The following is a 14,796-nucleotide window of genomic DNA, read 5'->3' on the forward strand; positions in this document are numbered from 1 at the left end:
GCATGGGTCTTTGGCGCGATTGTCACGGGCCAGTCATGTTTCTACGCTGCAATGGCCTGGTCACTGGGAAGACGCGGATCGTCACATGCACAAACGCATCCTCATCGTCGAAGACGAAACCTCCATCCGCGACATGGTGGCCTTTGCTTTGCGCAAGGCCGACATGGAGCCCGTGCATGCCGCCGACGCGCATGCGGCGCTGCTGGCGATCAGCGACCAGCCGCCCGACCTGATCCTGCTCGACTGGATGCTGCCGGGCTTGTCCGGGCTGGAGCTGGCGCGCCGCCTGCGCCGCGAACCGGCTACCGCCGAAGTGCCGATCATCATGCTCACCGCGCGCGGCGAGGAACTGGATCGCGTCAGCGGACTGGAGGCCGGCGTGGACGATTACGTGGTGAAGCCATTCTCCACGCGCGAGCTGGTGGCGCGCATCAAGGCGGTACTGCGGCGCACCCAGGCCGACGGCGGCACCGGCTCGATGGAAGTGGGCGGCCTGCGCATTGATGGGCCGGCGCACCGCGTATACGCCGGCGCGGCGCGGGTGGAGATCGGCCCCACCGAATACCGGCTGCTGAACTTCTTCATGAACCATGCCGACCGCGTCTACTCGCGCGCGCAGCTGCTGGATCAGGTGTGGGGCGGCAGCGTGTATATCGAGGAGCGCACGGTGGACGTGCACATCCGCCGCCTGCGCAAGGCGCTGGAGCCGTTCGGCCTGGATGGTCTGATCCAGACCGTGCGTGGCACCGGCTACCGCCTGTCGGCGCTGCCGTGAGCGCCGGCCATCGACGCGCGCGACGCCTCGCCGGCCAGTTGCGCGACCTGCGCGCTGTGGCCTGCGCGTTGCCGGACGGGCTGGCGCTGCTCGATCGCGATGGCCGCCTGCGCTGGTGCAATCCGGCGGCGCAGCGCCTGCTGGACATTCATTGGCCGCGCGATCGCGGCATGTCGGCGTCCGCCTGCTTCGGCGCGGACGGCGCATCGGTGTGGGCACGGATGGCGCAAGGCGTGGCCGACGACGTCGCCTCGCCGGCCGGGGACGACGTCCGCCTGCAGTTGTCGCTGACCAGCTACGGCAAGGAGAGTCGCCTGCTGGTGGCGCGCGACATCAGCCGCATCCGCCGGCTGGAGCAGATGCGCCGCGATTTCGTCGCCAACGTGTCGCACGAATTGCGCACGCCGCTCACCGTGATCCACGGCTACCTGGAACTGCTCGATCCCGAGGACGTGCCCGCGCTCGCCGGCGTGCTTGGCGAAATGCGCATACAGTCGCAGCGCATGCGCCAGATCGTGGAGGATCTGCTGGTGCTCTCGCACCTGGAGGTGCAGCAGCACCTCGACGAGGAGCGGGTGGACATGGCGTCCCTGCTCGACACGCTGCGCAGCGAGGCCGATGGCTTGAGCCAGGGCCGTCACCGCGTCGTGCTGGAGAACACCGCCGGTGTCGACCTGCTGGGCTCGCCCAAGGATCTGCACAGTGCCTTCTCCAACCTGGTGAGCAACGCCGTGCGCTACACGCCCGACGGCGGCACCATCACCATCGCCTGGCGGCGCACGCCCGACGGCGCCGAATACGCGGTGAGCGACACCGGCTACGGCATTCCCGCCGAGCACCTGCCGCGGCTCACCGAGCGGTTCTACCGCGTGTCGTCCAGCCGTTCGCGCGCCTCCGGCGGCACCGGGCTGGGGCTTTCCATCGTCAAGCATGTGCTCAGCCTGCACGATGCGCAGCTGCGCGTGGACAGCGTGCCGGGCAAGGGCTCCACCTTCGCCTGCGTGTTCGACGCCGGCCGTCTGCTGCCGCCTGCGGCGTAGGCACTATCGGCGGTGCAGTGCCGGTGAACAGCGCGAGCGGCGTCGCCGGGCGCGCTGTGCGGCGGCTGCGGCGGGCGGCCGTTTTTTGCCGACGCTCAGGTATCCACCGTGTGGTCTTCGTTGTTGCGCGCCCCCGCCAGCGGCTCGCCGCGCACCATGAACCACACGTTTTCGGCGATGTTGGTGGCGTGGTCGCCGATGCGCTCGATGTTCTTGGCCATGAACAAGAGGTGGGTGCACGGCGTGATGTTGCGCGGATCTTCCATCATGTAGGTGAGCAACTGGCGGAAGTAGCCGGTCCAGGCGGCGTCCAGCGCCGCGTCGTCCTGCCACACGCGATAGGCCAGTTCGGCATCGCGGTCGCGATAGGCGCGCAGCACATCGCGTACCTCGGCGGTGGCCAGCTCCGCCAGATGCGCCAGCCCGCCGGTGGGCTGGATCGGCGGGGTCAGCGACAGCGGGATGGAGCGCTTGGCGACATTCGCGGCGTAATCGCCGATGCGTTCGATATCGGCGGCGATGCGCAGCGCGGCGAACACGTTGCGCAGGTCGCTGGCCATCGGCGCACGCAGCGCCAAGAGGCGCACCACATCGTGGCCGATCTCCTGTTCGATCCGGTCGATGACGTCGTCGTTGCCCACCACGTGCGCTGCGGCGCGCTCGTCGCGGCGCTCCACCACGTCGATGGCGGCCTCCAACTGGCTCACCGCCAGCTCGCCCATGCGCACCAGCTCAATGGTGAGGCGCGCCAGTTCGTCGTCGTAGCTCTTGATGATGTGGTCGGTCATGGGAAGGGAATCGGAAGTGGGAATGGGGGAAGCGACATGACGCGGGAAGGGGCGGTCGGGGCGGGACGCGCGGGAACCGGCCTTCCGGTTCCCCATGTCCATTCCCTGTTTCGGCTCTCAGCCAAACCTTCCCGTGATGTAGTCCTCGGTCTGTTTCTTCGACGGCTTGGTGAAGATCTTCTCGGTGGTGTCGAACTCGATCAGCTCGCCCAGGTACATGAAGGCGGTGCGGTCGGAGACGCGCGCAGCCTGCTGCATGTTGTGGGTGACCATCACGATGGTGTAGTCGTGCTTGAGTTCTTCCACCAACTGCTCGATGCGGCTGGTGGCGATGGGGTCGAGTGCCGAGGTGGGTTCGTCCAGCAGCAGTACCTCGGGCTTGAGCGCGATGCCGCGGGCGATGCACAGGCGTTGCTGCTGACCGCCGGAGAGACCGAGCGCGCTGTGCTTGAGCTTGTCCTTCACCTCGTCCCACAGCGCGGCGCGGCGCAGCGCCTGCTCCACGCGATCGAGCATGTCGGCCTTGCCGAGCTTCTCGTGGTGGCGGATGCCCCAGGCCACGTTCTCGAAGATCGTCATGGGGAAGGGCACCGGCTTCTGGAACACCATGCCGACCTTGCTGCGCAGGCGGTTCAGCGAATACTTCGGATCGAGGATGTTCTCGCCGTCCAGCATCACTTCGCCGCTGGCGATGAGCTTCGGGTAGATCGCGTAGATGCGGTTGAAGATGCGCAGCAGGGTGGACTTGCCGCAGCCGGAGGGGCCGATGATCGCGGTGACCTGCTTCTCCGGGATGTCCATGGCGATGCCTTTCAGCGCATGGGAGCCGGCATAGTGGAAGTGCAGGTCGCGCACCGTGATCTTGGTGCGCACGGCGGCGGGTGGCGCGGCCGCGGCGCGATCCGCGTCGCGGGTGGCAAGCTCAGTCATAACGCACCTTGTGGCGGAACAGCAGCAATCGGGTGAACAGGCTCAGTGCGAGCACGAACAGCGTAATCAGCAGCGCGCCGGCCCAGGCGATGGCGTGCAGCTCGGGGTTGGGATCGTTGGTGTACTGGTAGATCGCCACCGGCAGGCTTTCCATCTTGTCCAGCGGGTGGACGGCCATGTAATTGTTGCCGAAGGCGGTGAACAACAGCGGCGCGGTTTCGCCGGCCAGCCGCGCCAGCGCCAGCAGCACGCCGGTGGCAATGCCCGAGGCGGCCGCGTGCATCAGTACCTGCACGGTGAGCTTCCATTGCGGGATGCCCAGCGAAAGCGCCGCTTCGCGCAACGTGCTGGGCACCAACTGCAGCATCTCGTCGGTGGTGCGCACGATCACCGGCAGGCCGATCAGCGCCAGCGCCACCGCGCCCGCGAAACCGGAGAACGAGACCTCGCCGTGGGTGAGGTTCGACATCGGCAACACCACGATCACGTACACGAACAGGCCAAGCACGATGGATGGCGCCGACAGCAGGATGTCGTTCAGGAAGCGGATCGTGGCGCCGAGTCGGCTGCGGTTGGCGTATTCGGCGAGGAAGGTGCCGGCGGCGATGCCGATGGGCGCGCAGATCGCGAGCGCCAACATGTCCATGATGAGGCTGCCGACGATGGCGTTCGACAGGCCGCCCTGTTCGGCGTAGGCGGTGATCTTGGTGAACAGGTGGGGCGTGATCGCGCCGAGGCCATTCTTCAGCGTCGTCCACAGTATCCACGTGAGGAACGTGAGGCCGAGCAGGGTGGCGCAGGCGCTGAGGCCGAGCGCGACCACGTTGGCGAGGCGGCGGCGCGGGTAGCGGGAGCCGCTCATCGTGCGCCCTCGCGCCGTGCCAGTGCACGCAGCATCAGGCGGGCGATCAAGAGCACCACGAAGGTCACCGCGAACAGCAGGAAGCCCAGCGCGATCAGCGCCGAGCGATGCGTGCCCACTGCCTCGTTGAACTCGTTGGCGATGGCCGAGGAGATCGAGGTGCCGGGCATCAAGAGCGAGCTGGTGATGCCGTAGGCGTTGCCGAGCACGAAGGTCACCGCCATGGTTTCGCCCAGCGCGCGGCCGAGGCCGAGGAAGATGCCGCCGATCACCGCCGAGCGGGTGTAGGGCAACACGATGTCCCACGCCACTTCCCAGGTGGTCGAGCCCAGCGCATAGGCGGACTCCTTGAGCCGGATCGGCACGGTCTGGAACACCTCGCGCATCACCGTCGTGATGAAGGGCAGGATCATCACCGCCAGCACGATGCCCGCGGTGAGCAGGCCCAGGCCCAGCGGCGGGCCCTGGAACAGCTTGCCGATGAGCGGCAGCTTGCCCAGCGTGTCGGAAAGCGCCGGCTCGATGCCAGCCATGAAGGGCACGAACACGAACAAGCCCCACATGCCGTAGATGATCGACGGGATGCTGGCCAGGAGTTCGATGGCGGTGGCAACCGGGCCGCGCAGCCAGGCCGGTGCGATCTCGGAGAGGAACAAGGCGATGCCGAAGCTCATCGGCACCGCGAGCAGCAGCGCGATCAGCGAGGTCACCAGGGTGCCGAAGATCGGCGCCAGCGCGCCGTAGTCGTCGGTGACCGGGTTCCAGGCGTCGTTGGTGAGAAAGTGGAAGCCGTCCTTGAACAACACCTCGTGGCCGCCCCACAGCGTGGACAGCGCGGCGCCCAGCAAGGCGGCCAGCACCAGCAGGGCGCAAGCCTTCAGCAGGGCGCGGAACCAGGCGTCGTGACGCGCGTCGCGGCGGCTGCGTTGGTCTATTTGCGAAGTTGCGTCGATGGTGGCCAATGCTTGAAGACCCGGGGAAGGTTTGGGCAAACGCCCCCTCACCCGACCCCTTCTCCCCCGCGAGCGGGGGAGAGGGCTTGCAGCAGAGGGCTTGCAGCTTTTCTCCGCGGTCAGCGGAGGTGACTTGAAGCAGGGGGCTTGCGCCTCCCTCCCCCCAGCCCTGTTGGGGGAGCGGGCTGGGGTGAGGGGGATGCTTACTGCTTGAACTCCGCCTTCCAGTAAGCCTCGATCTGGCTCACCAACGAGGTCGGCAGCGGCACGTAGTCTAGCGCACGGGCCTGCTCCTGGCCGTGCTCGTAGGCGAACTTGAAGAAGTCGAAGCCGACCTTGCTGTTGGCGGCGTTCTTCGGCTGCTTGTACATGATCACCCACGAAGTGGCGGTGATCGGCCAGGCCTCGGCGCCCGGCGCGTTGGTCATCAGCAGGTTGAAGTTCTTCGCGTGCGCCCAGTCGGCGGTGGCGGCGGCGGCCTGGAAGCTGGCCGTGTTGGGCTGCACCACCTTGCCGGCGGCGTTCTTCATCAGCGCGTAGCCGATGTGGTTCTTCAGCGCGTAGGCGTACTCGACGTAGCCGATCGAGTTCGGGATCTGGCGGAGGTAGGCCGAGACGCCCTCGTTGCCCTTGCCGCCGATGCCGGTCGGCCAGTTCACGGCGGTGCCTTCGCCGACCTTGGCCTTCCAGTCGGTGCTGACCTTGGACAGGTAGTTGGTGAAGTTGAAGCTGGTGCCCGAGCCGTCAGAGCGATGCACCACGGTGATCTTGGTGCTGGGCAGCTTCAGGCCCGGGTTGAGCTTCTGGATGGCCGGGTCGTTCCAATGGGTGATCTTGCCCAGGTAGATCTCGGCCAGGATCGAGCCGTCCAGCGTCATCTTGCCCGGCGCCACGCCGGACACGTTGAACGCCGGCACGATGCCGCCGATCACGTCGGGGAACTGGCCCAGGCCGAACTTGGCGAGGGTGGCCTCGTCCAGCGGCATGTCGCTGGCGCCGAAGTCCACCGTGCCGGCCTTGATCTGGGCGATGCCGCCGCCGGAGCCGATGGACTGGTAGTTGATATGGTGGCCGGTCTTCTCAGCGTAGCTGGCCGACCACTTCGAGATCACGGGGTAGACGAAGCTCGAACCCGCGCCGGTGATGTCGGTGGCGTTGGCGGGCAGGGCGCCCAGCGAGCAGACGATGAGCGCGGAAAGCGTGCCGAGCCGGCACAGGAAACGCGATGAGGTTAGCACGGAGGCTCCTTAGGCAATGGCCGGGCGGCGCCCGGTGCCCACCATTCCAGCGACTCCGTGTTGCAGGCGGATGAGTGAAGGATGACAGTCACGTGACAGTACGCCGCGTCAGCCCAGATCGACGCCCACCCGCTCGCGTTCGAAGGTCTCCAGTTGCCGCCAGCGGTTCACGATGTCGCAAAACAGCGTGGCGGTGGCCTCGGCGTCGTAGATCGCCGAATGCGCCTCGCGGGCGTCGAACGTGCGGCCGGAGGCCAGCACGGCCTTGCCGAGCACGGTCTGGCCGTAGGCGAGGCCGCCCAGGGTGGCGGTGTCGAAACAGCTGAAGGGGTGGAACGGGTTGCGCTTGTTGCCAGTACGCTGCACGGCGGCGTTGAGGAAGCCGAGGTCGAAGGCGGCATTGTGGCCCACCAGGATCGCGCGCTGGCAGCCGCTCTCGCGCATCGCCACGCGCACCGGCTGGAACACGTGCTCCAGCGCCGTGCGCTCGTGCATCGCGCCACGCAGCGGGTTGTCCGGGTCGATGCCGGTGATTTCAAGCGCACGCGGGTCGAGGTTGGCGCCCGGGAAGGGTTCCACGTGGGCGTGCACGGTGGTGCGATGGTGCAGCAAGCCCTGCTCGTCCATGCCCACGATCACCGCCGCGATTTCCAGCAGGGCATCGTGCGTGGCGTCGAAACCGCCGGTTTCCACATCCACGACCACCGGCAAGAAACCGCGGAAACGCTCGGCCATGCGGCCAGCCAGACTGTTGTTCGGGATGTCCATCCGCGCAGCATATCAGTCGGGCATGGAAAGTCGGCCGATGTCATGCCGGTGTCACATGAAATGCATGCAACCGCAACGAACGTCGGGCAAGCTGCGTCACGTTCGTGCCTTGCTGCCCCGCATTCCGTCGGGCCAAAGAGGCGGTCCGCCATCTATCCCATATGGAGACATGCATGCATTCCAAGACGCTCGCTCTCGCGGTAGCCGCCGGTCTGGGCCTGACCAGTTTTGCGGCCAGCGCCGCGCCGGCGCAGAAGACGACGCACCCCAAGGCTGCGGCCAAGGCCACCGTCGGCGCCGAAGAGCTGGTGCAGCTCAAGGCCCAGCTCGCCGCCCTGCAGGAAAAGGTGGACGAACTGCAGGCGCAGTCCAGCGCGCAGAATGAGGCACAGAGCCAGACCGCTCAGGCCGTGCAGCAGGTGGAGGCCAAGCAGGCGACTGTCGCCGTGCCTGACAAGCGCCTCGAGGCGCTCGACAAGCTGGTCAACAACACCAAGCTGTCCGGCAAGATGTTCTTCGACTTCAGCAACATCGACCAGAAGAACAGCGACAGCGGCAAGACCGCCGCCAACGGCGTCGGGCTGGACGTGAAGCGCTTCTACCTGGGCGTCGACCACCAGTTCAACGACGTGTGGTCGGCCAACCTGACCACCGACTTCAACTACGTCGCCAACGACGGCGAGACCAACCTGTTCGTGAAGAAGGCCTACGTGCAGGGCAAGTTCGACAAGGCCGCGATCCTCCGCGTCGGCTCGGCCGACATGCCGTGGATCCCGTTCGTCGAGAACCTGTACGGCTTCCGCTACGTCGAGAACACCCTTACCGACCGCCTGAAGTACGCGAATTCGGCCGATTGGGGCCTGCATGCCTTCGGTGACGTCGGCGCCAACAACATGTTCAACTACGCGGTGTCGGTGGTGAACGGCGCCGGCTACAAGAACCCCAGCCGCAGCAAGGGCGTGGACGTGGAAGCGCGCGTGGGCTTCGTGCCGTTCGATGGCCTCACCGTGGCGGTGGGTGGCTACTCCGGCCACCGCGGCCAGGAGACCCAGACCGCGAGCGCCGACCACACCGCGCAGCGCGGCGACCTGCTGGTGGCCTACGTCAACAAGCAGTTCCGGGTGGGCGGCGAGTACTTCACCGCGAAGAACTGGAGCAATGTGATGACCCCGCAGGCCGACAAAGCCGATGGCTGGTCGGTGTGGAGCAGCGTGGCGCTGACCGATGATCTCGCCCTGTTCGCCCGCTACGACGAGGCGAAGCTGAGCAAGAACCTGGACAACAACGCCAAGGACACCTACTACAACCTCGGCCTGCAGTACCAGGTGAGCAAAGGCTTCAAGCTGGCTGGCGTGTGGAAGCACGAGAAGGGTGACAAGTCGGTGGCCACGCCGCTGCCGCCGCACGTGCAGAACGTCAAGACCAACGAGATCGGCGTGTTCGGCGAAGTGGCCTTCTGATCGCCTGCCGCCGCCTGGCAACCGGCGGCGTCCAAACCGTTTATCGTAAGGGAGTTCGACCCAGGGACGGAAAACGGCGGGCAGGATGCCCGCCGTTTGCTTTTGCGTCGGTCGCCCAGTCGTACGACACGACGATCGGTCAGGTTGTCGGCATTGTTGCTGCCGGACACTGGTTCAGGACGCCGGCGTCTTGTGCTTGTACGCGCACAAGTCGCGGATTGGGCAATGCGGGCAATCCGGCTTGCGCGCCTTGCACACGTAGCGACCGTGCAGGATCAGCCAGTGGTGGGCGTCACGCTTGAACTCGGCGGGCACCACTTTCAGGAGTTTGTCTTCCACCGCGCGCACGTCCTTGCCGGGGGCGAGGCCGGTGCGGTTGGCGACGCGGAAGATGTGCGTATCCACCGCGATGGTGGGCTCGCCGAAGGCGGTGTTCAGCACCACGTTGGCGGTCTTGCGGCCCACGCCGGGCAGTGCCTCCAGCGCCTCGCGGTAGCGCGGCACCTCGCCGCCGTGTCGCGCGATCAGCAGCTCGCACAGCGCGATCACGTTCTTCGCCTTGGCGTTGTAGAGCCCGATGGTGTTGATGTAACGCTTCAGCCCGTCCTCGCCCAGCGCGAGGATCGCGGCGGGCGTGTTGGCCACCGGGTAGAGCTTGCGCGTGGCCTTGTTCACGCCCACGTCGGTGGCCTGCGCGGAGAGCACCACGGCGACGAGCAATTCGAACGGGGTGTCGAACAGCAGCTCGGTGGTGGGCTGCGGGTTCAGCTCGCGCAGGCGGGTGAACAACTCGACTACGTCGGTGCGTTTCATGGTTTGCCGGCCTGTTTCGCGCGGGCGCGGGCCAGTGCCGCCAGCACCGGGTTGCCCGTCGCTGCCACGGCGTCGACCTCGGCCTTGCGCGCCGCCAGCTCCGCCTCGCGCTCGGCGGCTTCGCGCGCCAGCCGTGTCTCGCGTTTCTGGAAGCGTTCGCGCGCCGCGTCGGCATGCGCCTGGTCGATCTGCTCGGGCGGCATCGGGATCAGCTCGATGCAGTCCACCGGGCAGGCCGCCACGCACAGCTCGCAGCCGGTGCAGTCGTCGGCCAGCACGGTGTGCATCAGCTTGGGCGCACCCACGATGGCATCGGTGGGGCAGACCTGGATGCATTTGGTGCAGCCGATGCAGTCGGCCTCGACGATGCGCGCCAGCAGGCGCGGCTTCTCCACGCCGCAGGCGGGATCGAGCGGTAGTTCGGGCGTGTGCAGCAACGTGGCCAGCTTGCGGATGCCCTCGGTGCCACCCGGCGGGCAGCGGTTGATCGGCGCCTCGCCGCGCGCGATGGCCTCCGCATAGGGCCGGCAACCGTGGTAGCCGCATTGCCCGCATTGGGTCTGCGGCAGCAGGGCGTCGATCTGGTCGGCGGTGGGCGCGGATTCAACCATTGCGGGCATGTGCGTCCGTTGGGCTCACCAGCTTGTTCAATTCGGCATACGTGTCCGGCAACGTCGCTTTCCAGTGGTGGCCGCATGCTTTGCAGCGTTCGCGCCACTTGAGTGCCGGCCACAGCGGCAGGCCGAGGAAGCATCCGAAGAAGAAGGCCCAGCCGCGATAGTTGGGGTTCTCTTCGATGTCGCCGCTGTCGCAGCGCGGGCAGCGGTCGTCGCACTCGACGCTGTAATCGCCGCGCCGCCAGTGGTCGAGCACGTCGCGGGCCTGCGCCACGCAGGCATCGGGAACCACGACCAGCGGGCCACCAAACGCAATCACCTTGTACCATTCGAGCCGCGACAGGCCGTTTTCGTAGACGAAGGCAACGCAGCCTTCTTCACGCAGCAGGCCCGCGACGATCTCCGCCTCGGCCTGTCCGTAGGATCGGTGAACGCACCGCATCGTGCCTCCGTCAGCGCACCGTGGCGCCAGCCGGCGCACCCTGGTCGGCGTCGAGCAGGAACAGGTCGCTGCCGCCGGTGCCGGCCGAGAGGATCATGCCTTCGGAGAGGCCGAAGCGCATCTTGCGCGGCGCGAGGTTGGCAATGAACACCACGTTGCGGCCGACCAGTTTTTCCGGTTCGACGTAGGCAGCGCGGATGCCGGAGAAGATCTGCCGCTTGCCCAGCTCGCCGGCATCCAACTCGAAGCGCAGCAGCTTGTCCGAGCCGTCCACGAACTCGCAGGCCAGCACCTTGCCCACGCGCAGGTCGAGCTTCGCGAAATCGTCGATGGCGATGGTGGCCGGCGCGTCGATGGGAGCGGGGGTGGCGGCGGGCTTGGCGGTGTCGTTCACGGGCTTCTTCTTGGCGGTTTCAGTGGCGGGCGCAGGGGTGCCCAGCGATTCCTTCGAGGCTTCGATCATGGCTTCAATGAGCTTCGGGTCGAGGCGCGCCATCAGCGGGCTGAAGGCGGCGATGCTGTGGCCATGCAACGCGTCGCGCGCATCGGCGAAGTCCTTGATCGGCGCAGCGAGGAAGCCTTCGGCGGCAGCCACGGTGGCGGGCAGAATGGGCTTGAGCACACCGGCCAGCAGGCGGAAGCCGGCCAGCGCGAAGGAGCACACCTGGTGCAGCTCGGTGCGACGGGCTTCGTCCTTGGCCATCGCCCATGGCGCCTTCGCGGCGATGTGGCTGTTGACCAGGTCGGCCATCGCCACGAAGCGGCGGGTGAGTTCGGCGAATTCGCCGCCTTCGTACAGCGCCTCGATGCCTTCGTACTGGGTGATCAGCTGTTCCCACAATGCAGTGTGTTCGACGTCGAAACGGTCCACCAGCTTGCCGTCGAAGAACTTCTGCACAAAGCCCGCGGTGCGGCTGGCGATGTTCACCCACTTGCCCACGAGGTGCGAGTTGACACGTTCCTCGAAGGCCTTGAGGTCGAGGTCGACGTCCACCGGCGTGTCGTTCAGCAGGCTGGCGAAGTAGTAGCGCAGGTACTCGGGATTGAGCCCGGCATCGAGGTAGGTGCGCGCCTTGATGAAGGTGCCGCGCGACTTGGACATCTTCGCGCCGTTCACGGTCAGGTAGCCGTTGACGTGCAGCGCGGTGGGCACGCGCATGTGCGCGCCGTGCAGCATCGCCGGCCAGAACAAGCCGTGGAAATTGATGATGTCCTTGCCGATGAAATGATGCATCTCGGTTTGGCTGTCCGCGCCGAGGAAGTCGTCGAATTTCAGGCCGCCCTTGTCGCACAGCGCCTTGAAGCTGGCCAGGTAGCCGACCGGCGCATCCAGCCACACGTAGAAGAACTTGCCGGGCGCGTCGGGGATGGGGAAGCCGAAGTAGGGCGCGTCGCGCGAGATGTCCCAATCGCGCAAGCCGCCGTCCAGCCACTCGCGCAGTTTGGCCAACACGCCGGGATTGGCGACCGGGCCGCCGGTGAGCTTGCCGGCGAACCAGTCTTCAAGCAGCGATTGGAACTTCGACAACTCGAAGAAGTAATGCTCGGAATCCTTCAATACCGGCGTGGCGCCGGATACCACCGAGTAAGGATTGATGAGATCGGTGGGCGCATAGGTGGCGCCGCACACTTCGCAGTTGTCGCCGTACTGATCCGGCGCGCCGCACTTCGGGCAGGTGCCCTTGATGTAGCGGTCGGGCAGGAACATCTGCTTTTCGGGGTCGTACAGCTGCTGGATGCTGCGCCTGGCGACATAGCCCGCGTCGCGCAGGCGCGTGTAGATCAGCGCCGCCAGTTCGCGGTTCTCGTCCGAGTGGGTGGTGTGGTAGTGGTCGTAGCTGAAATGGAACGCGGCGAAGTCGGCCTCGTGGCCCTGCCGGATCTCCGCGATGAAGGCCTCGGGCGTGGTGCCGGCCTTCTCGGCAGCCAGCATGATCGGCGTGCCGTGGGCGTCGTCCGCCGCCACGAAATGCACCTCGTGGCCCATCATCCGCTGCGCGCGCACCCAGATGTCGGTCTGGATGTAGCCCAGCATGTGGCCCAGGTGCAGCGGGCCGTTGGCATAGGGCAGGGCGTGGGTGACGAGCAGGCGACGAGGCATGGTGGGCGGTGGCTCCTGGGGGTCGTCCATTATGCCACGGCCGTCCAAATGCCGGCCTCCGCAACGAAAAAGCGCGCCATGCGGCGCGCTTTTCGCGAGCGGCTGTCGCAAGGTCTACTGGCGATTCCAGGTCTGGCTGCGGCCGAGCAGGGCGAAACCGATGTAGCCGTGCACATCGAGCTTCCTGCCGCCGTCCTCCAGCGTGAGCTTCACCTTGTAGAGCTTGCCGCTCTTGGGATCGAGGATCTTGCCACCGTCCCACACCTCGCCGTCCTTGCGCACGCCCCACATCATGGTCATGCCCTCGATGGGTTGATCCTTGAGCGCACCATCGCATTTGGTGCACTTGGGATGCTCGCCGTCGCGCGCGATGTCCTTGGGGTCGCGGTTGAGCAGTTGCAGGATGCGCCCCTGCAACTGGCCGTTCAGTGTGCTGATCTCGATGATGGACTTCACCTTGCCGGTGGCGTCGTCCACCTGCTGCCAGGTGCCCACCGGGGTACTCAGGTCGGCGGCGGATACGGCACCCGTGCCTGCCAGCAGGCCGATGGCGAGGGCGTAACGAACAGCAAGCTTCATGGTGGTCTCCCCGTACGAAACAGTATGGTCGGAGCGTGCCGGTAGCCGCCGCCGGCGTCAAGTGGCGTCGCGCCATGGCTGCGGCCGGCCACGCTGACCTGCATCAGCACGGGCGGCAGGGCACGGCTGGCATAATGCGCGTCTCCCCATTCGGCAAAATTCGATTCGACATGACGCAGGCGAGCGAAGCCCTGGTGCGCCAACTGCTTGGCGAGCTGATCGACACCCATACTGGCGCGCCGCTGGGCGAGACCATCCGCGCGGTGGGCGTGGACGGCGACAAGGTTTCGGTGGACCTGCTGATCGGCTATCCCGCCGCCGGCGTGATCGACGCCATGGTGGCGAAAGCGCGGCAGGCGCTGGAGGCCAACCCGGCCATTGCCCAGGCCAGCGTGTCGATCGCCAGCCGCATCCAGTCGCACAAGGTGCAGGGCACGCTGGGCCCGCTGCCCAACGTCAAGAACATCATCGCGGTGGCCTCGGGCAAGGGCGGCGTGGGCAAGTCCACGGTGGCGGTGAACCTGGCGCTGGCGCTCAAGGCTGAGGGCGCCCGGGTGGGCGTGATGGATGCCGACATCTACGGCCCCAGCCAGCCGCGCATGCTGGGCATCAGCGGCAAGCCCGAGTCGCCCGACGGCAAGAGCATCGTGCCGATGCGCGGGCACGACATGCAGGCCATGTCCATCGGTTTCCTCGTCGATGAGGAAACCCCGATGATCTGGCGCGGCCCGATGGTCACCCAGGCGATGATGCAGCTCATCACCGATTCGCGCTGGGAGATGCTCGACTACCTCATCATCGACCTGCCGCCCGGCACCGGCGACATCCAGCTCACGCTGGCGCAGAAGGTGCCGGTATCCGGCGCGGTGATCGTCACCACGCCGCAGGACATCGCCCTGCTGGACGCGCGTAAGGCGCTCAAGATGTTCGAGAAGGTGGAAGTGGCCGTGCTCGGCATCGTGGAGAACATGGCCACCCACGTGTGCTCGCACTGCGGCCACGAGGAACACATCTTCGGCGAGGGCGGCGGCTCGCGCATGGCCGAGCAGTACCAGGTGCCCTATCTCGGCTCGCTGCCGCTGGACATCCGCATCCGCGAGCAATCCGACGGCGGCAATCCCACCGTGGTGGCGATGCCCGAGTCGGAGCTGGCCGCGCGCTACCGCGAGATCGCCCGCAACACCGCCGGCCGCCTCTCGCGCCAGCCGCGCAACAAGTCGCTGGGGCTGGGCAAGATCGTGGTGCAGGGCATCCCCGGCGCATAGTCTTTATCCCCTCTCCCCCAACGTATGTTGGGGAGAGGGCTAGGGAGAGGGGGCTCTTTGGTTCTGGTTGGGCAATGCGCCCTCTCCCCCACCCCTCTCCCGCAGGCGGGAGAGGGGAGTTAAGTGTGCGTCGCTGGCGCATCGTTGCCCCGACCATGTATTTTT

15 protein-coding genes are annotated in these 14,796 nt (G+C 66.7%); 4 read left to right on the forward strand and 11 right to left on the reverse strand.

Annotated features, from left to right (window positions below; all coding sequences use genetic code 11):
- The first annotated feature begins 85 nt into the window (after positions 1-85).
- Positions 86-775 carry a phosphate regulon transcriptional regulator PhoB gene (gene phoB, locus AC3WQA_RS01625; protein ID WP_492673373.1) on the forward strand — a complete coding sequence of 230 codons (690 nt, stop codon included), beginning with the start codon at positions 86-88 and terminating at the stop codon, positions 773-775.
- Positions 772-1,815 (forward strand): phosphate regulon sensor histidine kinase PhoR, encoded by a 1,044-nt coding sequence (gene phoR, locus AC3WQA_RS01630; RefSeq protein ID WP_492673374.1) that lies wholly within the window; start codon positions 772-774, stop codon positions 1,813-1,815. The genes phoB and phoR overlap by 4 nt, the downstream gene beginning before the upstream one ends.
- A gap of 95 nt (positions 1,816-1,910) precedes the next feature.
- Here phoR and phoU read toward each other — a convergent pair whose 3' ends face one another.
- From phoU to rnt, 6 genes are all read right to left on the reverse strand, one after another.
- Positions 1,911-2,603, reverse strand: coding sequence for a phosphate signaling complex protein PhoU (gene phoU, locus AC3WQA_RS01635; protein ID WP_492673375.1), 693 nt, complete (start codon positions 2,601-2,603; stop codon positions 1,911-1,913).
- A gap of 117 nt (positions 2,604-2,720) precedes the next feature.
- Entirely contained in the window at positions 2,721-3,533 is an 813-nt protein-coding gene (pstB, locus tag AC3WQA_RS01640; protein WP_492673376.1) for a phosphate ABC transporter ATP-binding protein PstB, read from the reverse strand.
- The gene (pstA, locus tag AC3WQA_RS01645; protein WP_492673377.1) at positions 3,526-4,395 is read right to left on the reverse strand and encodes a phosphate ABC transporter permease PstA; all 870 of its coding nucleotides are present in this window, start codon (positions 4,393-4,395) and stop codon (positions 3,526-3,528) included. Before pstA ends, pstB begins: the two co-directional genes overlap by 8 nt.
- Complete coding sequence (pstC, locus tag AC3WQA_RS01650) at positions 4,392-5,357, reverse strand: phosphate ABC transporter permease subunit PstC (protein ID WP_492673378.1); 966 nt, start codon at positions 5,355-5,357, stop codon at positions 4,392-4,394. The genes pstA and pstC overlap by 4 nt, the downstream gene beginning before the upstream one ends.
- A 194-nt stretch (positions 5,358-5,551) precedes the next feature.
- Positions 5,552-6,535, reverse strand: coding sequence for a phosphate ABC transporter substrate-binding protein PstS (pstS, locus tag AC3WQA_RS01655; RefSeq protein WP_492676298.1), 984 nt, complete (start codon positions 6,533-6,535; stop codon positions 5,552-5,554).
- 159 nt (positions 6,536-6,694) lie between these two features.
- A complete protein-coding gene (gene rnt / locus AC3WQA_RS01660) occupies positions 6,695-7,354 on the reverse strand; it encodes a ribonuclease T (RefSeq protein WP_492673379.1) in 660 nt (219 codons plus the stop codon).
- Positions 7,355-7,527: 173 nt separating this feature from the next.
- On the opposite strand from rnt, the gene AC3WQA_RS01665 reads away from it, so the two are divergent.
- Positions 7,528-8,814, forward strand: coding sequence for a porin (locus AC3WQA_RS01665; protein ID WP_492673380.1), 1,287 nt, complete (start codon positions 7,528-7,530; stop codon positions 8,812-8,814).
- 174 nt (positions 8,815-8,988) lie between these two features.
- Here AC3WQA_RS01665 and nth read toward each other — a convergent pair whose 3' ends face one another.
- From nth to AC3WQA_RS01690, 5 genes are all read right to left on the reverse strand, one after another.
- The gene (nth, locus tag AC3WQA_RS01670) at positions 8,989-9,627 is read right to left on the reverse strand and encodes an endonuclease III (protein ID WP_492673381.1); all 639 of its coding nucleotides are present in this window, start codon (positions 9,625-9,627) and stop codon (positions 8,989-8,991) included.
- Positions 9,624-10,247 carry an RnfABCDGE type electron transport complex subunit B gene (locus AC3WQA_RS01675; protein ID WP_492673382.1) on the reverse strand — a complete coding sequence of 208 codons (624 nt, stop codon included), beginning with the start codon at positions 10,245-10,247 and terminating at the stop codon, positions 9,624-9,626. The genes nth and AC3WQA_RS01675 overlap by 4 nt, the downstream gene beginning before the upstream one ends.
- Positions 10,231-10,686 carry a putative signal transducing protein gene (locus AC3WQA_RS01680; RefSeq protein ID WP_492673383.1) on the reverse strand — a complete coding sequence of 152 codons (456 nt, stop codon included), beginning with the start codon at positions 10,684-10,686 and terminating at the stop codon, positions 10,231-10,233. Before AC3WQA_RS01680 ends, AC3WQA_RS01675 begins: the two co-directional genes overlap by 17 nt.
- Positions 10,687-10,696: 10 nt before the next feature.
- Positions 10,697-12,787: a methionine--tRNA ligase gene (gene metG / locus AC3WQA_RS01685; RefSeq protein ID WP_492673384.1), complete on the reverse strand. Its 2,091-nt coding sequence runs from the start codon at positions 12,785-12,787 to the stop codon at positions 10,697-10,699.
- A gap of 114 nt (positions 12,788-12,901) precedes the next feature.
- Complete coding sequence (locus AC3WQA_RS01690; RefSeq protein WP_492673385.1) at positions 12,902-13,366, reverse strand: DUF2147 domain-containing protein; 465 nt, start codon at positions 13,364-13,366, stop codon at positions 12,902-12,904.
- A gap of 170 nt (positions 13,367-13,536) precedes the next feature.
- On the opposite strand from AC3WQA_RS01690, the gene apbC reads away from it, so the two are divergent.
- Entirely contained in the window at positions 13,537-14,631 is a 1,095-nt protein-coding gene (apbC, locus tag AC3WQA_RS01695; protein WP_492673386.1) for an iron-sulfur cluster carrier protein ApbC, read from the forward strand.
- Positions 14,632-14,796: the final 165 nt, after the last annotated feature.

The organism is Rhodanobacter sp. FW106-PBR-R2A-2-24 (assembly GCF_058789615.1).